Origin of the sequence: Methylobacterium sp. 391_Methyba4 (assembly GCF_029691625.1) — a bacterium.
GTDB classification, from domain to species: domain Bacteria; phylum Pseudomonadota; class Alphaproteobacteria; order Rhizobiales; family Beijerinckiaceae; genus Methylobacterium; species Methylobacterium fujisawaense.
The window spans coordinates 186743-205270 of record NZ_CP121475.1 but is presented as its reverse complement, the minus strand read 5'-3'; the positions used below and the strand labels follow the sequence as shown (position 1 = coordinate 205270).

Sequence of the window (18528 nt, the reverse complement as noted above, 5' to 3'; positions counted from 1 at the left end):
AGGTCCCGAAACGTCGCGATGCGCGTTGTGACGACGGAGGGCGGCGGTTGCCGCCCGACGCCTCGGGAGCGCCCGTCATGTCAGTTCTCAGAAAAGCCGCCTGCGTCGTCCTTGCCCTGACCGGTCTCGCCGGTCCCGCCGCCGCCAAACCGCTGTCGCTCCGCGTCCAGCCCCGCGAACAGCCACTGTTCGTCCAGCATGCGTGGCGCGTCGCGGGGAATCCCAACGTCACGCCCGACAATCCCATGGGTGTCGTCGGCTGGGACGGTCCGCCGGACGACGTGCCCAGCGTCAGCGGCGATGCCGGCCCGATGGCGCCGGGCTCGATCGTCAACGCCCCCTTCGAGGGCTACGGCTACGGCCTCTACTGAGCGCGGTGTTGCGGGATCGAAAAAGCCCCGGCCGTGAGGCCGGGGCTGAAGTTGTCTCGGGGGGTTAACCCGGGAAGAAGCTCAGAAGAATCCGAGCTTCTTGGCCGAGTAGCTGACCAGCATGTTCTTGGTCTGCTGGTAGTGATCGAGCATCATCTTGTGGGTCTCACGGCCGATGCCGGACTGCTTGTAGCCGCCGAAGGCCGCGTGAGCCGGGTAGGCGTGGTAGCAGTTCGTCCAGACGCGGCCGGCCTGGATCGCCCGGCCGAAGCGATAGGCGCGGGTGCCGTCGCGGGTCCAGACGCCGGCGCCGAGGCCGTAGAGCGTGTCGTTGGCGATCGCGAGCGCCTCGGCATCGTCCTTGAAGGTCGTGACCGACAGGACCGGGCCGAAGATCTCCTCCTGGAAGATCCGCATCTTGTTGTGGCCGCGGAACACCGTCGGCTTCACGTAGAAGCCCTCGGCGAACTCGCCCTCCTTGACGTTGCGCTCGCCGCCGGTGAGCAGCTGGGCGCCCTCCTGCTTGCCGATGTCGATGTAGCTGAGGATCTTCTCCATCTGCTCGCCCGACGCCTGGGCGCCGATCATCGTGGCCGGATCGAGGGGCGAGCCCTGCGTGATCGCCTCGACGCGCTTCACCGCCCGCTCCATGAAGCGGTCGTAGATCGACTCATGCACGAGCGCGCGGCTCGGGCAGGTGCAGACCTCACCCTGGTTGAGGGCGAACATCGTGAAGCCTTCGAGCGCCTTGTCGAAGAAGTCGTCGTCCTCGTTCGCCACGTCGGCGAAGAAGATGTTCGGCGACTTGCCACCGAGTTCCAGCGTCACCGGGATCAGGTTCTGCGACGCATACTGCATGATGAGGCGGCCGGTGGTCGTCTCACCCGTGAAGGCGATCTTGGCGATCCGCGGCGAGGAGGCGAGCGGCTTGCCGGCCTCCAGGCCGAAGCCGTTGACGATGTTGAGCACGCCCGGCGGCAGCAGGTCGCCGATGATCTCGGCCAGCACCAGCACAGAGGCCGGGGTCTGCTCGGCGGGCTTCAAGACCACGCAATTGCCGGCGGCGAGCGCCGGGGCGAGCTTCCACACCGCCATCAGGATCGGGAAGTTCCACGGGATGATCTGGCCGACGACGCCCAGCGGCTCGTGGAAATGGTAGGCGACCGTGTCGTGGTCGATCTCGGAGATCGAGCCTTCCTGCGCCCGCACGCAGCCGGCGAAATAGCGGAAGTGGTCGATGGCCAGCGGGATGTCGGCGTGGGTCGTCTCGCGGATCGGCTTGCCGTTGTCCCAGGTCTCGGCGAGGGCGAGCAGATCGAGGTTCTCCTCCATCCGGTCGGCCATCTTGAGGAGGATGCGGGCGCGCTCGGCCGGCGCCGTGCGGCCCCAGGCCTCCTTGGCGGCGTGGGCGGCGTCGAGCGCCTTCTCGACGTCCTGTGCGTCGGAGCGGGCCACCTCGCACACCACCTTTCCGGTGATCGGGGAGGTGTTCTCGAAGTAGCGGCCGGCCGCGGGGGCGACCCACTGGCCGCCGATGAAGTTCTCGTAGCGGGCCGAGAACGGCGACTTGACCTTGGCGTCGCCGAGGAATTCCGGCTTGTTCATCGCTGTGTTCCCTCCATAGGCCCCGGCCTCGCGAACCGCGGCTCTTGGGCTTAAGCTGGCGCTCGGGCGACCGATCGTCGGGGCCGCATCCGCTTCCGCTCTGTTCGCAGCCAATGGCTTTTGGCCTGCCGAATCAAGGTGGACTTTTGGCCAGTGCGCGAGTGGGCCGATCCTACGCTCTTCCGGACCTCACCGCGAGCGGACAGATATCCTCGGCGTCGGAGTGTTCCGAGCGGACCTGAGGGACAATTTCCGCTTCCCGATGACCGTTCGAATCACCGCCGATCGAGGAAGACTCCGATGCGCCTGCTTACCTGAGCAAGGCGAGCGGAGCGGCCGCCGCCGCGAGCGGCAGCGCCGCCAGTGCCGCGTTGCGCAGCCAGGTCGGCCGATAGGCGATGAACGCCACCACGATTAAGGCGGACCCGGTCAGCGATCCGATCCATTGCACCGGGCCGAAATTCCAGCCGGCCGCCGCGATGGCCGCCGCGAACGAGAGGGCGAGCCCGCACCAGCCAGCCATCCGCAAGCTGGCGACGCGCCGGTCCGGGACGCTGATCCGGTAGGCTGCCCGGTGATGCCGGTCGAGGCTGAGGGCCAGGGCGGCGAAGCCCGAGAAGCTCAGGAGAAGGCTGAGGATCAGTGCCGCCGCAGTCATGCTTCCGCCGCCCGGGACAGGCTGGGCTGGCCGTGCCGCGATTCCGCCGGCCGTCGCCGTGCCGCCAGCCGGGAGCCCGCGACAAGGGCCAGACCCACAGCCGCCATCGCCGCATCGAAACCGAGGAACCGGTTCTGGCCCACGAGGACCGCATCGACCAACGGAATCGCCAGGAAGGCGCAGGCCGCCACCCCGAGGGCGATCGGCCACGCTCGCTGTCGCGGATACAGGGCTGCGGCGAGCGCCGCGGCGACCCAGGCGGCGAAGAATACGCGGACCTCCCAATCGGCCCGGGCCTCGAGCCCAAAGGGCATCAGACGGTTGGCCAGAAAATAGGCCGCGAGTCCCACCGGCAGCCCCGCGATGGTGCCGAGGTTGAGGAGCCGCACGAGCCGTAGACCGAATCGGTCGGGATCCGCGCCCTTGGGCGCCCGCGCCACGGTCCAGAGGACCAGCCCGCTCGCAACCGTGGCCGCGCCCATCACGCCGCAGAGGAAGAACACGAGACGCAACGGAGCGGCCGCGAAATGCGCCTCGTGCAGCCCCGCCATCACGGCGGCCGTCCGGGTCGCGGCGCCGGCTTCGCTGACCCGCGCGAGTTCCGCGCCGGTTCCGGCCGCATAGACGATCTGCGGATGGAGATGCGCGAGCCCATGCGGCTCCTCGAAATACGCCGTCGCGGTCGCATTGGCGTCCCCGGGAAGCGTCACCATCAGCATCTCGGGCGTCTCGCCGCCCGCCGCGCTGGCGCGCGCCACGATCTCGCCCAAGGGGAGCGGCACGCCCGGACGCCCGGCGGGGCCGGCTCCCGGCGCCGCCAATCCCGCCTCCGCATAGTACCGGAGCAGGTCGTCGCCGTAGACGGCCTTCACGCCCCAGGGCATGAGCATCGACGACAGGGTGACGAGGCCCGTGTAGACGATCATCAGGTGGAAGGGCAGCGCCAGAACGCCCATCACGTTGTGGGCGTCGAGCCAGCCGCGCTGGACGGACTTGTCCCGGCGGAAGGTGAAGAAGTCGGCGAAAATGCGCCGGTGTGTCACGATCCCGGAGATCAGCGCGATCAGCAGGATCATCGCGCAGCCCGAGACGATCCAGCGCCCCCAGATCGGCGGCAGGCTCAACTCGAAGTGAAAGCGGTAGAGGAAGTCGCCGCCCCGCGTGTCGCGGACGCGTGCGGGTTCGCCCGTCACCGGATCGAGCAGCGCCTGATGGTAGGGCCCATCCAGGTTCTGCCACCAGTAGACCTCGACGACCGAAGCCTCGGCGTTCGGCAGCTTGACCGACCAGCCGGCGGCGTCCGGCATGGTTTTGCGCAGGAACACACCGGCGCGCGTTGCCGCCACCACCGGATCCGGCGCCTCCTCGGACAGCTCGGGCCGCATCCATCGCGAGATGTCGCTGCGGTAATAGCTGGCCGTCCCGGTGACGAAGATGGCGAACAGCACCCAGCCGACCACGAGGCCGGACCACGTGTGCAGCCACGCCATGGACTGGCGGAAGCTCCGCGCGCGGCTCACAGGGCGACCCCGTGCCTGAAGCCGCCGGCCAGCAATAAGGCCACGGTCAGGAGAAGCGCCGCAGCCCCCAGGACCAGGGTGGCACGCGCGATCGTCCGGGCGGCGAACACCCAGATCACGGCCGCCGCCATGATGCTGAAGCTCGCGAGGGTCGCGGCGGATACCGCTTCGGCCCTCGGGCCGGGGAGAATCAGCGCGAGCCAGGCGCACGCGAGTGCGGCAACGGCATAACCGCCGAACGCCGCCAGAAGCACCCGGCCGGCGACCGCCAAGCGATCGGCCAGCGTGGGCACGGCATGGGCACTCATCGCGCGCCCTCTCGCTTCCGTGAAGTCATATCGCGACCTAGCAGCGGCTGCGCCCGGCAGGCAACGCGTATGTTCCAGAACGATTCCAGTGTGAATTGAGGCGGTTAGGATGGCCCGGGTCGGGCCGAGAGATGAAAGTCCCGGCTTGCGCGGCAGCCCGTCTCAACGACCGGTCGTTCCGGGCGTTGCGGATCGGTCGGATCCGCGGATCGCGATGGCGGCATTCCGGGCACTCGGCGGCAGATCGGGGCCGGCCTCCGGTTTGGAGAGGGCCGACGATCCGGCGGTCACGGGGCGGCCTCCCTCAGGGCCGCGGTGCCCGGTGCCCCAGCCGTAGCCCGCGTTGATCCCGGCATAAAAGCCCGTGAAATCCTCAGCCCGGGCGCTGCCCGAAAGCAGGAGCAGAGCCGTCGGCAGCATCAAGCAGCGCATCGATCGTCCAGGAACGAGAAAGGCGACGGTCCCAGACAGGACCGCCGCCTCGTAGTCTTCTCAGGATCGCGGCGGCAAAGCGACCGCCGCGCGCCCTCAATCCTCGACGTTGATGCTCTGAGCCTCGCGGCCCTTCTGACCCTCGACCACGCCGAGCGTGACCTGCTGGCCTTCGGCGAGCGAATCGAGCCCGGCGCGGGACAGAGCGGAGCGGTGCACGAAGACGTCCTTACCGCCGTCGTTCACCGACACGAAGCCGAAGCCCTTGGCGGGATCGTACCACTTCACGGTGCCGCTCATCTCGACGGACGGGCCGCTGGCGAAGCGGCCACCACCGCCACCACCACCGAAACCGCCGCCGCCGCCGTAACCACCACCGCCGCCGCGGTCGCGGTCACCGTAGCCGCCGCCAGCGCCACCACCGAAGCCGCCGGTGCGCGGACGGAACTCGCGCCGGGGCGCAGGCGCCTCGGCCGTGGACGTGTCGACGCTGGTGACGCTGGTCACCTGCGGGCCCTTCTGACCCTGGGCCGTCGTGACCGTCAGCCGGGTGCCCGGCATCAGGTCATCGTGGCCTGCCGCCTCGACGGCGCGGATGTGGAGGAAGGCATCGCCCGAACCGTCGCCGAGTTCGACGAAGCCGAAGCCCTTCTCCTTGTTGAACCACTTGACCGTCGCATCGCGCTCCGGTCCGGACGCGACCGGTGCCGCGCCGCGCGCCGGACCACGGTCGAAACCGCCGCCGCCGAAACCGCCGCCGCCACCGCCGAAACCGCCGCCGCCGTATCCGCCGCTCGGGGGTGCCTGATCAGGCCATCTCGGCTCGCCACCCTCGTCGAAGCCGCGCTTCTGCGGCCCCCTGAAATCACGACCACGTCCCATCGAAAGCTCGCAAAAACCGTCCGCCGCCCTTGTCTCGAATACCGCGTGCGCGCCATCCCAGACAGCCCACGCCCCGCACTATCATTACCCCAGGTCGCGGTAACCAAGAATAACGCCCCAGTCCTGACGCAATCGGGCCTTGACCGCAAGGACCTTCTTGGCTCAGACGCGCCCGTTTCGTTACTTTCTTGCGGCAAACAACGGAGTCCGCCCCCGATCCCGGGTCGGTCCTTACTCATTCGAGGGAAGGCGTTAGCGAAACGCAAAGGCTGTCCCGCCTAGACTCGGCGCCGCGCCCCGCAGAGCCCGCCGGCCATGATCGCGACCCCGACCTTCCCCGATCTCTCGGCCCTCGTCGTCGACGAGAGTCTCTACATCCGCCGAATCGTGCGCGACATGCTGATGCGCGTCGGTATCAAGCGGGTCCTGGAGGCGCCGGACGGGGCGGAGGCGCTGGGCGTGCTGGCCGAGAGCAAACCCGATATCAGCATCATCGACTGGGACCTGTCGATCCTGTCGGGCGAGGAGTTCATCCGGCTCGCGCGGACGCCGACCACCTCTCCCTGCCCCACGATCCCGATCATCCTGATGCTGGCCCAGCCGCGCCGGAACGTGGTCGACCGTGCGGTGGCGCTCGGCGTCAACGAGATCATCGCCAAGCCGTTCTCGCCCAAGACCCTGTGGTCGCGCCTGGACGAGGTGATCAACCGGCCCCGCCCCTATTCCCAGGTGAAGAGTCTCCTGCGCCCGATCCCGCGCCGGGCCAGCGCCATGAAGGCCGTCGCCTGATCGCGACCGCGATGGGGCGTTGCAGTTCCCCGCTGAGCCTGTAGGGTCACAGAGCAACTAAGGCCGAGCGCGACGCTCAAGGCCGACCCGAAGGATCGACGGCCGCGCCGATGAGGGACGAGACCGCCGCGGCCGCGCCGTCCCGAATCCAGACCGGCGCGGTGCCGCTTCAGACGCCAGCCCCCTTGCCGGGCCGTGAGCGTCGGCGCGCCGCCTACGCGGCGCTCGACCTCGGCACCAACAATTGCCGCCTGCTGGTCGCGGAGCCGACCTTCAGCGGCTTCCGGGTGATCGATGCGTTCTCACGGATCGTCCGTCTCGGCGAAGGCCTCGGCACGTCGGACCGCCTCAGCGAGGCGGCGATCGAGCGGACCGTCGAGGCCCTGCGGATCTGCAGGTCCAAGATGCAGGCGCGCGGCGTGCAGCGGGCCAAGATCATCGCCACGGAGGCCTGCCGTCTCGCCGTGAACGGGGCCGCCTTCGTGGAACGCGTCCGCCGCGGCGTCGGCCTCGACCTCGAGATCGTCGATCGGCAGACCGAGGCCTATCTCGCGGTCACCGGCTGCGCGGCGCTGGCGGATCCGCTGGCCGAATCGGTGATCATCTTCGACATCGGCGGCGGCTCGACCGAGATCGCGTGGCTGGACGGCGCGGCGGCCAATCCGTCGACCGATCCGACGCTCAGGATCCGCGCCTGGGATTCGCTGCCCGTGGGCGTGGTGACCCTGGCCGAGCGCCACGGCGGCGCCGAGGTCACCCGCCGCATGTTCGAGGGCATGGTCGAGGAGGTGGCCGAGAAGCTCTCCGCCTTCGCCCTTCGGGCCGCTGCCGCCGCGACCGCGCCCCATTTCCACCTTCTTGGCACGTCTGGCACCGTCACGACCATCGCGGCGATGCATCTGCGGCTCGCGCGCTACGAGCGCCGGCGGGTCGATGGATTGTGGATGACCGACGCCGCAGTCTCCACCGCCATCGACGACCTGCTCGATACGCGGCTGGAACAGCGCGCCGACAACCCCTGCATCGGTCGCGACCGCGCCGATCTCGTGCTCGCGGGCTGCGCGATCCTCGAGGCGATCCGCCGGGCGTTCCCCTCGGAGCGCCTGCGCATCGCCGATCGCGGCCTGCGCGAAGGATTGCTGATGAACATGATGCGGGAGGACGGGGTCTGGAACCGGAAGGCTGTCCGATGAGGGCCCCACGATGAGCGACCGGCGCGGCGGCGCGAGCTCCGGCGGTGGGGTCCGGGGCGACCTGAAGCAGCGGGTGAAGACCGGGCGTGGACGGACCCTGTCGCAGAAGCGCTGGCTGGAGCGCCAGCTCAACGATCCCTATGTGGCGCGGGCCAAGCGCGAGGGCTATCGCTCGCGGGCGGCCTACAAGCTGCTGGAGATCGACGACCGCTACAAGCTGCTCCGGCCCGGCCAGAAGATCGTCGACCTCGGCGCGGCTCCCGGGGGCTGGTCGCAGGTGGCCGCCCGGGTGGTCGGACCGTCGGGCCGGGTCGTGGGCATCGATCTCCTGGAGATCGAGCCTATGGCCGGGGTCGAGTTCATCACCCTGGATTTCCTCGATCCCGAGGCGCCGGCGCGGCTGACCGGCATGCTCGGCGGCCCGGCCGACCTCGTGATGTCCGACATGGCCGCCAACGCCACCGGACACAAGAAGACCGACCATCTCCGCATCATCGGCCTCGCCGAGACGGCGGCGGAATTCGCCCGGGAGATCCTTGGGCCAGGCGGCGCCTACCTGGCCAAGGTGCTTCAGGGCGGGACCGAGGGAGCCCTGCTCACCGACCTGAAGCGCGACTTCGCCACGGTCCGCCACGTCAAGCCCGCCGCCAGCCGGGCCGATTCCAGCGAGCTCTACGTCCTTGCGACCGGCTATCGCGGCACCTCGGCGCGCACCGCGCCCTCCGACGCGGAGTGAGCCGGCCGGTGATGCTGGTCGCCTGGGCCCTGTCGGTCGTCAATCCAGCGCCGTGGCCCCTGCGCAGGCTTGGCTATGTTCGGCAGAGCGGCCTGCTTCACGCCCGGTAGCGCCGCTGCCGGGCGGTCTGGGCGCCGCATCTCGCGCAGGCGCGGGGCAGGATCGCGGCGGCGGCCGAGGGAACGGGGCATTGCCGACATGCGGTCGTGCTCGGCTCCGGCCTGCTCGACGACGTGCCGCTGGACGATCTCGCCCGCCTGTTCGATCGGATCGGCCTCGTGGATGCCGTGCATCCCTGGCCGGCCCGGCTCGCCGCCCGCCGATACCCGAACGTGGCGCTGGTGACCGCCGAGATCAGTGCAGGCCTCGCCGGGTCCTGGGCGGATCTTTGCACGGGCGCCGACCTCATCGTTTCGGCAAACGTGCTGTCGCAGCTTCCGATCGTCCCGATCGAGGCCCACGAGGCCCGGGGCCGCGCGGCCCCGCCCCTTCTCGGGGCACATCTGGTCGAGACCCACCTCAAAGCCCTGGACACCCTGGCAGGCCGGGTCGAGCGCGTCTGCCTGATCACCGACGCGGTGCAGCGCGCGGAGGATCGGTCGCGCCGCTTCACCGACAGCCTCGATATGCTGTTCGGGTCCGAGCTCCCGCCTACGAAAGCGGCTTGGGACTGGGAGCTTGGGCCGTTCGGCGCGAGCGGCCGGCGGCACCGTCTGATCCACCGGGTCCAGGCCTGCCCGGACTGGAAAACCGTGCCACGCTGAGCCCGTAACGACAGAGGCCGCTCCGGTTGCCCGGAACGGCCTCTCTTCAGTGCTTCCTGCAGCTTTCGCTCACTCGGTCGGCACGTCTGCCGGCGACGTGTTGGCGCTGCCCTCGTCCGCGGCGCTCTCGAAACGCGGGCGGCGGCGGCGGCGGGGCTTGGCGGCCGGAGTTTCCTCGGCCGCAGCCTCCGGCTCGGGAGCAGGCGACGGTTCAGCCGGCGGGGCGGGACGCGCAGGGGCCATCAGGAATGCCGGCAGGCCAGTCGGCTCCTCGGCCTCCACGACAGGCGCAGGCTCGCGGCGGCGCTCACGGCGGGGCGCCGTCTCGCCCTGACGTCCGGCCTCGCCGCGGGGAGCCCGCTCGGGCCGCCCCTCAGGACGCGTTTCCTGCCGGGCTTCGGACCGCGGAGCCTCGCCGCGGCCGCTCTCGTAACGCCCCTGATCGCCGCGCGTGTCCTGCCGGGCGTCTTGCCGATCATTCTGCCGAGCATCCTGGCGCGTATCTTGGCGAGGATCCTGCCGGACGTCCTGGCGGTCCTGCCGGCCGTCGTGACGCTCCTGGCGATAATCCGGACGCCCGTAATCCTGACGGTCCTGCCGGTTCTCCTGCCGATAGTCCGGCCGTTGATAATCCTGGCGCTGATAGTCCTGACGCGGCTGGTCCTGACGCCGGTAATCCTGGCGCCCGCCGTTGTCGAACCGCCGTTGATCGCGGTTCTGGAACCGGTCACGGCCCTGCCGACCGTCCTGGTTTCCGTCCTGACGACCCTCGTAGGGCTGCGGCTGCTGGCCGGGATCGGCGTCTTCATAGCCGCTATAGCCGTGACCGTTCTGCGATCCGCCGTTGCCCTGGGCCTCGTCGTCGCCCTCTTCCATGTCGTCATCATAGGGACGACTGGCGTAACCGGCGGTATTAGCCGGGCGATTCTGTTCCTGGGCACCGGAAACGATGCGGAAATAGTGCTCCCCGTGCTGGAAGTAGTTTTCAGCCGCAACTGGATCGCCGGCCGCGAGAGCATCCCGCGCAAGCTGCGCGTACTTGTCGGCGATGTGCTGCGCCGTGCCGCGGATTTTGACGTCGGGACCGTTGGATTCGTACGAGCGCGTCAGCGGATTCGGACCCTTCGGCCGGTTCCGGCCGCGCATCCGTCGATTCTGGTTTGGTCTCATCGGTCTGTAATGACCCTCGTTCACGCAAACGACTGTCTACGGAGGCGCCCGGGCGGATCTCCTGGCGCAATCCGGCCAAGCGCATCCGGCGGCGCCGCGCGTGCGACCGCTCTTCGGTCCGCGCGTCTGCCTGACCATCCCTCGAAGCGGGCGCCCGGTTAAAGCCGCCGATCCTCAGTTGATTGTCAGGTTCGATTGTGTCGCACCGCCGCGCTGGCACCGGCGCGTTCTGGTTCGACGGTTAAGGGGGATCAGCGAACCAATCGGCGACCCATGGTCACCACCGACCTTACAGCCGTCCGTCTTAACGGACGGTTCGCGATCTTCAAGCCGACTCTAGCGTTCCCCGGTTGATGCAACAAGCAATTTTTCGGTGACGCGATGCTCAACCCTGACTTAGGCATCCCTGTGGCCGGATAAAAGACCCTGTGGCCGGTCGAAACTCACGACTCGGTCGCGGCCGGCGAGGTCGCGGGTCAATCCCCGATCCGGGAAGCCCGCCGCGCATGCAAGAGCCCGCACCGCCGAGGCCTGATCGTAGCCGATCTCCAGGACGAGCCTGCCGCCCGGGGCGAGCAGCCCAGCCGCACCGTCGAGGATTCTCCGGTAGGCGTCGAGACCGTCGACGCCGCCGTCCAGGGCCGCCGCCGGATCGTGCATGCGGACTTCGCGGTCGAGGGTCGCGATCACGTCATGGGCGATGTAGGGCGGATTCGAGACGACGAGGTCGAAGGTCCCGCTCAGGGCCTCGCACCAATCGCCGACGACGAAGCGGGCCCGGTCGCCGACGCCGTTGGTGACGGCATTGTCCCGGGCGACGCGCAGGGCCCCGTCCGAGCGATCGAGCCCGACCCCGCTGGCCAGGGGCAGTTCCGAGAGAAGGGCCGTCAGGATGCAGCCCGTTCCGGTGCCGAGGTCCAGGCAGCGCACCGGCGCGGTCCGGTCGGGCACCGCGGCCAGCGCGACCTCGACCAGGATTTCGGTGTCCGGGCGCGGCACCAGGGTGTCGGGACCGAGCCGGAAGGGCAGGCCCCAGAACTCCCAGGCGCCCAGGATACGGGCCACCGGCTCGCCGGCGAGGCGCCTGGCGAGCGCCGCGTCAAGGGCCGCGGCTTCGTCCGCGCTGACGCGGCGCTCGCCCTCGATCAGAAGGTCGCGCGTCTCCAGGCCGAGGATTCCGAGCAGGAGGAACCGGGCATCGCCTGCCGCCTCGACGACGCCCGCGGCCTGCAGCCGTGCCGTGCAGGCTCGCAGCGCCTCGCGGCGCGATCTGTTCTGCATCGCGGCCGGCATCACGACATGGCTCAGGCCATACCCTCGGCGGCCAGCAGCTCTGCCTGATGCTCGGTGATCAGGGCGTCGACCACCTCGTCGAGGGCGGTCCCGGCCATCACCTCCTCGAGCTTGTAGAGGGTCAGGTTGATCCGGTGATCGGTCACCCTTCCTTGCGGGAAATTGTAGGTCCGGATCCGCTCGCTGCGATCGCCGGAGCCGACCTGGGCCTTCCGATCGGCCGCCCGGGCCGAATCCTTCGCGCTGCGCTCGGCGTCGTAGAGCCGTGCGCGCAGCAGTGCCATCGCACGGGCGCGGTTCTTGTGCTGCGACCGCTCCTCCTGGACGAACACCACGATGCCGGTCGGCAGGTGGGTGATGCGGATCGCCGATTCGGTCTTGTTGACGTGCTGGCCGCCCGCGCCCTGGGCCCGCATCGTGTCGATCTTCAGGTCCGCATCGTTGACGTGGATGTCGACCTCCTCGGCCTCCGGGAGTACCGCCACGGTGGCGGCGGAGGTGTGGATCCGCCCCTGCGTCTCGGTGTCGGGCACGCGCTGCACCCGGTGAGCGCCGCTCTCGTACTTGAGGCGGGCGAAGACGCCCCGGCCCTTCACCTCGGCCACGACCTCGCGGAAGCCGCCGACCGTGCCCTCGCTCTCGGAGATCACCTCGACCCGCCAGCCCTTCGACTCGGCGTATTTGGCGTACATCCGGAACAGGTCGCCGGCGAAGAGGGCCGCCTCGTCGCCGCCGGTCCCGGCGCGGACTTCCAGGATCGCGCTCTTCTCGTCGGCGGCGTCCTTCGGAAGGAGCAACACCTGAAGGGCCCGGTGCGCGGCTTCGAGCGCCTCCTGCGCCTCCGGCTTCTCATCGGCGGCGAGGGCCCGCATCTCCGGATCCGTGCCCGGCTCGTCGATGAGGGCCTCGACGCCCGCGAGGTTGTCCAGGGCCGCGCGGTAGCCGCGGATCGCCGCCACGACGGGGTCGAGGTCGGACAGCTCGCGGGAGAGCTGGACCACGGTCTCCGGATCGATCTCGCCGGAGCCGAGCTGCGCGGTGACGATGTCGTGCCGCGCCAGGATGGCGTCGAGGCGCTCGGTGGGAAAGGGGATCATCGCCCGTGTTTCTGCAGGTCTGCGCGTGCCGTTCCGGGCTGGGCGCGGGTCTCGTCTCGGGGGGAAGAGACGCGTGGCTTGGAGGGACCGTGACCCGGCAGGACTTCCCCCAAATCCACGCCCCTTCCGTTCGAGAGCGGAAGCCGCGGCGCGTCGGCCGAAAGCGTCGTGGCGTTGCCGTACAACCCCGGCCGAATGTTCGGCAAGGGTCGCGGTTAAATAGGGATGCCGTGGGCGTGCGCGAAGGCCGTGAGCGCCGGGCGCAGGGAGTCGCCGTCATGCATCCGCGCCATCTCGGCGTCGATGAGTTCGGCGATGGCACCCGCATCGAGGCTCAGCACCATGGCCTTGACCGGCCCGATCGCGGCCGGCGACATCGACAGCTGCCGGTAGCCGAGGCCGATCAGCGCCATGGCGTCGAGGGGGCGGCCGCCGATCTCGCCGCAGACCGTCACCGGGCAGGAGGCCGCGTTGGCCCGCTCGGCGATCAGCCGGAAGGCGCGGAGGGCCGCCACGCTCAACGGATCGAAGCGGTCGGCGACCCGGCGATTCTCCCGGTCCACAGCGAACAGAAATTGCATCAGGTCGTTCGAGCCGACCGACAGGAAATCGGCCTCCCGGGCGATCTCGTCGATCTGGAACAGGAGCGAGGGCACCTCGATCATCGCGCCGAGGCGGCAATCGGTGGGAAGCCGGTAGCCGTGGCGCTTCAGGTAGGCCTTCTCCCGCTCGACGATGCCGCGGGCGCGCACGAACTCGTCCACCGTGGCGACCATCGGGAACATGATCTTGAGCGGGTCGCCGTCGGCGGCCTTCAGCAGGGCGCGCAGCTGCATGCGCAGCAAAGCCGGCCGGTCGAGGCCGATGCGGATCGCCCGCCAGCCGAGGGCGGGGTTCTCCTCCTCGAGCTTGGCCATGTAGGGCAGGATCTTGTCGCCGCCGATGTCGAGGGTGCGGACGGTGACGGACTTGCCTGCGGAAGCGGCGAAGACCTTGCGGTACAGCTCCTCCTGCTCGGCCGCCGACGGCATGCGCTGCGCCACCATGAACTGCAGCTCGGTGCGGAACAGGCCCACGCCCTCGGCGCCCGTCTCCTGCAGGTGGCTGAAATCGACCAGCAGGCCGGCATTGAGGTGCAGGCCGACGCGCACGCCGTCGCGGGTCTGGGCGGGCACGTCCCGCAGCGCCCGATACTGCTCCTGCCGCCGGGCGCGCAGGCGCACCATCTCGGCATAGGCGGCCTCGACCTCGGGACCGGGCCGGACATGGATCTCGCCGGCCACGCCGTCGACGATGATGGCATCGCCCGCGTCGCACAGGGCGGTGGCATTCTCCACCTCGCCCACGGCCGGGATGCCCAGCGCCCGGGCGACGATCGCCACGTGGCTGGTCGGACCACCCTCCTCCAGGACGATGCCGCGCAGGGTCGAGGCCTCGTAGTCGAGGAGGGCCGCCGGACCCATGGTGCGCGCCACCAGGATGGCGTTCTCCGGCAGCACCATGGTTCCGGCCGCTTCGGAGCCGATCAGGGTGCGCAGGACGCGGTTGGCGAGATCGTCGAGATCGTGCAGCCGCTCCCGCAGATACGGATCCGACTGGCGCATCATCCGCGCGCGGTTGTCCGACTGGACCCGCTCGACCGCGGCTTCTGCGGTCAGGCCCGACGCCACGGCCTCCCGCATGCGCCGGAGCCAGCCCTTGTCGTGGGCGAACATTCGGACGGTCTCGAGAACCTCGCGGCTCTCCGCGGTACCGATCCGGTCGCCGCGCTCCACCAGCGCGTCGATCGCCGAGCGGACCTCCTCGATGGCCGCGTCGAGGCGCGCGACCTCGCGGTCGACGTTCTCGGCGATCAGCGTCTTCACCACGACGCGGGGCTCGTGCAGCACCACGTAGCCGAGGCCGATGCCGTCGGCCAGCGCGATGCCCCGCGCCAGGACCGGGCGGCGGGCCGCGGTGCCGGCATCGGGGGCCAGCCCCTCGAGCTCGCCCGAGGCGATCATCTCCGAGAGCACCATGGCGGTGGTCTGGAGCGCCTCGATCTCCTCCTCGGAGTAGACGCGATAGGTCTTGTTCTGGACCGTCAGGACGCCGAGCGTGTTGCCCGCCCGCAGCAGCGGCACGCCCAGGAAGGCGTGATAGGCCTCCTCGCCGGTCTCCGGACGGTACGAAAAGGCCGGGTGGTTCTGCGCATCCGAAAGGGAAAGCGGCTCCGCCGTGCGGGCGATCAGGCCGACCAGGCCCTCATCGGTCCGCATGCGAGTCTGGTGGACCGCTTCGCGGTTGAGGCCCTCGGTGGCGAACAGTTCGAGGGTGTTGTCATCGCGCAGCACATAGACCGAGCAGACCTCGGCCACGACATTGGCGGCGATCAGGACGACGATGCGATCCAGGCGCGCCTGGGGGCTGACCGGCTCCGCCATCGCTTCGCGGAGGCGGCGCAGCAGCAGGCGCGGGCCTCCGGGCGCAGCGGGCATCGGTTCGTCGTTCCAGCGTCGGTGAGTGGCCTTGGCGTCGACCACCCTGCAACCTTGGCGCCAAACCCGGGACGGCTGGCACCGGATGGACCGGACCGCTGGTCCCAGAGACGCTCTGAGATCGGCGGATCGGCCCGTGACTGTCTAGTTCACACCACGCGACCCGCTCGAACCCGCGTCGTCCCAGGCTCAGGCCTGGTCCAGGCCGTATAGCGAGTGAAGCGTGCGCACGGCAAGCTCCGTATAGGCGGCGTCGATCAGCACGGAGAACTTGATCTCCGAGGTGGTGATCGCGCGGATGTTGATCCCCTTCTCGGCAAGCGCCCTGAACGCCTTGGCGGCCACACCCGCATGGCTGCGCATGCCGACGCCGATCGCCGATACCTTCACGACATCGGTGGCCCCCTCGATCTGGGCGTAGCCGATCTGCGTGCGGGCCTCGTCGAGGATGGCGCGCGAGCGCTGGTACTCGGAAGCCGGCACCGTGAAGGTCATGTCGGTGGTCGACTGGTCGCCCGACACGGTCTGGATGATCATGTCGACGTTGATGTTGGCGTCGGCCAGCGGCCCGAAGATCGCGGCGGCCACGCCGGGGCTGTCCTTGACACGGCGCAGGGTGATCTGCGCCTCGTCCCGGGAGAAGGCGATCCCGGTGATGATCTGCTGTTCCACGATGTCGTCCTCGTCGCAGATGAGGGTGCCCGGGCGCGCGGCGTCCGGCGGATCGAAGGAGGAGCGGACCGTGGTCGGCACCCGGTGGACCATGGCAAGCTCCACCGAGCGGACCTGCAGCACCTTGGCGCCCAGCGAGGCCATCTCCAGCATTTCTTCGAAGGTCACCCGCTCCATGCGGCGGGCCTTCGGCACGATGCGCGGATCGGTGGTGTAGACGCCGTCCACGTCCGTGTAGATGTCGCAGCGCTCGGCCCCGATCGCGGCCGCGACCGCCACCGCCGAGGTGTCGGAGCCGCCACGGCCCAGCGTCGTCACGCGGCCGGTCTCGGCATGGACGCCCTGGAAGCCGGCGATCACCGCGACCTCGCCCTTTGCGAAACCCGCCTCGAGGTTCTTGGGATCGATCTCGGCAATCCGCGCCGAGCCATGGGCGTCCGAGGTCACGAGCGGAATCTGCCAGCCCTGCCAGGAGCGGGCCTTGACCCCGTCCTTCTGGAGGGCGATCGCCAGGAGGCCCGCGGTGACGAGTTCGCCCGAGGCCACGACGGCGTCGTATTCCCGCGGGTCGTAGAGCGCGTTCGCGTCCTTGACCCAGTCGACCAGCTCGTTGGTCTTGCCTGACATGGCCGAGACGATCACGGCAACGTCGTAGCCGGCCGCCACCTCGCGGGCGACGTGGCGCGCCACGTTGCGGATGCGGTCGACGTTGGCGACGGAGGTGCCGCCGAATTTCATCACCAGACGGGGCATGGTCTCTCGGTCGCGGGTTCCCGGTGGCGATTGGACGGACCGCTGCAGCCCGGTCCGGATGGTGCCCGGCGGGTACAAGCGGCTCGGTAGAGTGTCAACAACCGGCCAAGCATGGCGCCCGCGCGCCGCGGCGACTTCCGAGCGATCTCCATGCTAGAGCGCGGACACGACGCATCGCGGCGGATCCGGCCTACCCGGCCAGCCCGGATAGAGGGGCGGACCGGATCGGGGCGGCGCCGGCATGAGGACGGAACGCGCATGGACAGGGCAGCCACGGATCGGGCCACGGATCGGGCCACGGACGGGTTCGTCGACCGCGGTGAGGTTGCGCGCTTCGATGCGCTCGCCGCCACGTGGTGGGACGAGACCGGCCCGATGCGCGTCCTCCACCGGTTCAATCCGGTGCGGCTCGCCTATATCCGCGACGCCCTGTGCCGGCGGTTCGGACGCGATCCGCGCGCGCCCTTTCCGCTGGACGGGCTTTCGATCTGCGACGTCGGCTGCGGCGGCGGCGTCCTCTCGGAACCCCTCGCCCGGCTCGGCGCACGCGTGACCGGGCTCGATCCGGCCGAGCAGAACATCGCGGTGGCCCGGGCCCATGCCGAGGCGGCGGGCGTGCCGGTCGATTATCGCGGCGCGACCATCGAAGCGGTGGTCGCCGGCGGCGAGCGTTTCGACGCCGTGCTGATCATGGAGGTGGTGGAGCACGTCTCCGACATGCCGGCCTTCGTGCGGACCGCCTGCGCGGGGGTGAAGCCCGGCGGACTGCTGTTCGGGGCCACCCTGAACCGGACTCTGCGCTCCTTCGCGCTGGCCATCGTCGGCGCCGAATACGTGCTCGGCTGGCTGCCGCGGGGCACGCATGACTGGCAGAAATTCGTGACGCCCGACGAACTCGCCCGCGCCATCCGGGCGGGAGGGCTCGCCGTCACCGACACGGTGGGGGTCGTCTACAACCCGCTCACGGATGGTTGGCGCACGAGCCGCGACACGGCCGTGAACTATATGGTCGCGGCCGAACGCTCTGCGTGAACGGGTTGCGTCCCCCGCCGTTGGAGACGGGACGGAGGGCGCGGCGATGCTTGAGAAAATCCCCGGGGCGGTCGGCGAAGCCCTGTCGGGCCTGAAGGCCGGCCGGGACAAGACGGCGGTCCATTCGGACTTCTCCGACATTGCCGACACCGTGACGCTGACCAGTCCGGCCTTCGCGGACGGGGCGGACATGCCGGCCCGCTTCACCGCGGACGGTGCGGGCGTGTCCCCGCCGCTCGCCTGGAGCGGCCTGCCCGCGGGCACCGCTGCCCTGGTGATCCTCGTCGAGGACGCCGGGAGCCCGACGCCGCGTCCGCTGGTCCACCTGATTGCCTGGGCGATCCCGCCCGAGCCGGCCGAATTGCCCGAAGGTGCCTTGGCGAGCCCCGGGCACCCGGGCTCAGGCCACGCGTTGGGCCAAAACAGCTTCCTGCGCGCGGAATGGTTGCCGCCGGATCCTCCGACGGGCCACGGGCCGCACGACTACGTCTTCCAGATCTTCGCGCTGCGGCAGTCTCTCGCCCTGGCCGAGGCGCCGGGCCGGGGCGCACTGATCGATGCGATGCGCGGGCACGTCCTCGCAAAGGGCACGCTGACCGGCGTTTACTATCGTTCCTGATGGCGTCGCTACCCTCGAACACCATCCTGATCTGTCACTCCCATGCGTTGTGCCGTTTCGGCAGTCCCAGTATTGTGTCGACCAAATAAGTCGGCCGGGCAAAGCGTCCGGACGGACCTGGAGATCGAGTCTGTGGGCGTCGGTGTGCACACGAAGC

Annotated in this window: 17 protein-coding genes; 7 read left to right on the top strand and 10 right to left on the bottom strand. The window is 69.8% G+C overall.

Annotated elements, in window-relative coordinates; translation table 11 throughout:
* Positions 1-77: 77 nt before the first annotated feature.
* Positions 78-371 (top strand): hypothetical protein, encoded by a 294-nt coding sequence (locus tag P9K36_RS01090; RefSeq protein WP_278306479.1) that lies wholly within the window; start codon positions 78-80, stop codon positions 369-371.
* Positions 372-452: 81 nt separating this feature from the next.
* Here P9K36_RS01090 and adh read toward each other — a convergent pair whose 3' ends face one another.
* The 5 genes from adh to P9K36_RS01065 form a co-directional block, all read right to left on the bottom strand.
* Positions 453-1976 carry an aldehyde dehydrogenase gene (gene adh, locus P9K36_RS01085; RefSeq protein ID WP_043345235.1) on the bottom strand — a complete coding sequence of 508 codons (1524 nt, stop codon included), beginning with the start codon at positions 1974-1976 and terminating at the stop codon, positions 453-455.
* A 310-nt stretch (positions 1977-2286) separates the two neighbouring features.
* Positions 2287-2634: a DUF3325 domain-containing protein gene (locus tag P9K36_RS01080; RefSeq protein ID WP_043345237.1), complete on the bottom strand. Its 348-nt coding sequence runs from the start codon at positions 2632-2634 to the stop codon at positions 2287-2289.
* On the bottom strand, positions 2631-4124 hold the full coding sequence (locus tag P9K36_RS01075) for a PepSY-associated TM helix domain-containing protein (protein ID WP_043755045.1): 1494 nt from the start codon (positions 4122-4124) through the stop codon (positions 2631-2633). The genes P9K36_RS01080 and P9K36_RS01075 overlap by 4 nt, the downstream gene beginning before the upstream one ends.
* Before the next feature lie 26 nt (positions 4125-4150).
* Entirely contained in the window at positions 4151-4462 is a 312-nt protein-coding gene (locus P9K36_RS01070) for a hypothetical protein (RefSeq protein ID WP_043755044.1), read from the bottom strand.
* A 528-nt stretch (positions 4463-4990) separates the two neighbouring features.
* Positions 4991-5776 (bottom strand): cold shock domain-containing protein, encoded by a 786-nt coding sequence (locus tag P9K36_RS01065; protein ID WP_043755040.1) that lies wholly within the window; start codon positions 5774-5776, stop codon positions 4991-4993.
* Between the two features lie 315 nt (positions 5777-6091).
* On the opposite strand from P9K36_RS01065, the gene P9K36_RS01060 reads away from it, so the two are divergent.
* From P9K36_RS01060 to P9K36_RS01045, 4 genes are all read left to right on the top strand, one after another.
* Complete coding sequence (locus P9K36_RS01060; RefSeq protein ID WP_012317168.1) at positions 6092-6565, top strand: response regulator; 474 nt, start codon at positions 6092-6094, stop codon at positions 6563-6565.
* A 110-nt stretch (positions 6566-6675) separates the two neighbouring features.
* Positions 6676-7758 carry a Ppx/GppA phosphatase family protein gene (locus P9K36_RS01055; protein WP_043345257.1) on the top strand — a complete coding sequence of 361 codons (1083 nt, stop codon included), beginning with the start codon at positions 6676-6678 and terminating at the stop codon, positions 7756-7758.
* A 10-nt stretch (positions 7759-7768) separates the two neighbouring features.
* Positions 7769-8494 carry an RlmE family RNA methyltransferase gene (locus P9K36_RS01050; RefSeq protein ID WP_043755037.1) on the top strand — a complete coding sequence of 242 codons (726 nt, stop codon included), beginning with the start codon at positions 7769-7771 and terminating at the stop codon, positions 8492-8494.
* A 206-nt stretch (positions 8495-8700) separates the two neighbouring features.
* Complete coding sequence (locus P9K36_RS01045) at positions 8701-9258, top strand: hypothetical protein (protein ID WP_338037312.1); 558 nt, start codon at positions 8701-8703, stop codon at positions 9256-9258.
* 69 nt (positions 9259-9327) lie between these two features.
* On the opposite strand, the gene P9K36_RS01040 is transcribed toward P9K36_RS01045, so the two are convergent.
* From P9K36_RS01040 to P9K36_RS01020, 5 genes are all read right to left on the bottom strand, one after another.
* A complete protein-coding gene (locus tag P9K36_RS01040; protein ID WP_278306478.1) occupies positions 9328-10404 on the bottom strand; it encodes a DUF4167 domain-containing protein in 1077 nt (358 codons plus the stop codon).
* Between the two features lie 420 nt (positions 10405-10824).
* On the bottom strand, positions 10825-11709 hold the full coding sequence (gene prmC, locus P9K36_RS01035; protein ID WP_244447722.1) for a peptide chain release factor N(5)-glutamine methyltransferase: 885 nt from the start codon (positions 11707-11709) through the stop codon (positions 10825-10827).
* A 23-nt stretch (positions 11710-11732) separates the two neighbouring features.
* Positions 11733-12818 (bottom strand): peptide chain release factor 1, encoded by a 1086-nt coding sequence (gene prfA / locus P9K36_RS01030; RefSeq protein ID WP_043380277.1) that lies wholly within the window; start codon positions 12816-12818, stop codon positions 11733-11735.
* 215 nt (positions 12819-13033) lie between these two features.
* Positions 13034-15295, bottom strand: a complete 2262-nt coding sequence (gene ptsP / locus P9K36_RS01025; RefSeq protein WP_043380280.1) for a phosphoenolpyruvate--protein phosphotransferase — start codon at positions 15293-15295, stop codon at positions 13034-13036.
* A gap of 189 nt (positions 15296-15484) precedes the next feature.
* A complete protein-coding gene (locus P9K36_RS01020; RefSeq protein ID WP_043755028.1) occupies positions 15485-16720 on the bottom strand; it encodes an aspartate kinase in 1236 nt (411 codons plus the stop codon).
* Between the two features lie 258 nt (positions 16721-16978).
* Between P9K36_RS01020 and ubiG the strand changes: the two genes are divergently transcribed.
* A complete protein-coding gene (gene ubiG, locus P9K36_RS01015) occupies positions 16979-17752 on the top strand; it encodes a bifunctional 2-polyprenyl-6-hydroxyphenol methylase/3-demethylubiquinol 3-O-methyltransferase UbiG (RefSeq protein WP_043755022.1) in 774 nt (257 codons plus the stop codon).
* A gap of 46 nt (positions 17753-17798) precedes the next feature.
* Complete coding sequence (locus P9K36_RS01010) at positions 17799-18371, top strand: YbhB/YbcL family Raf kinase inhibitor-like protein (RefSeq protein ID WP_043755018.1); 573 nt, start codon at positions 17799-17801, stop codon at positions 18369-18371.
* The last annotated feature ends 157 nt before the right edge of the window (positions 18372-18528 follow it).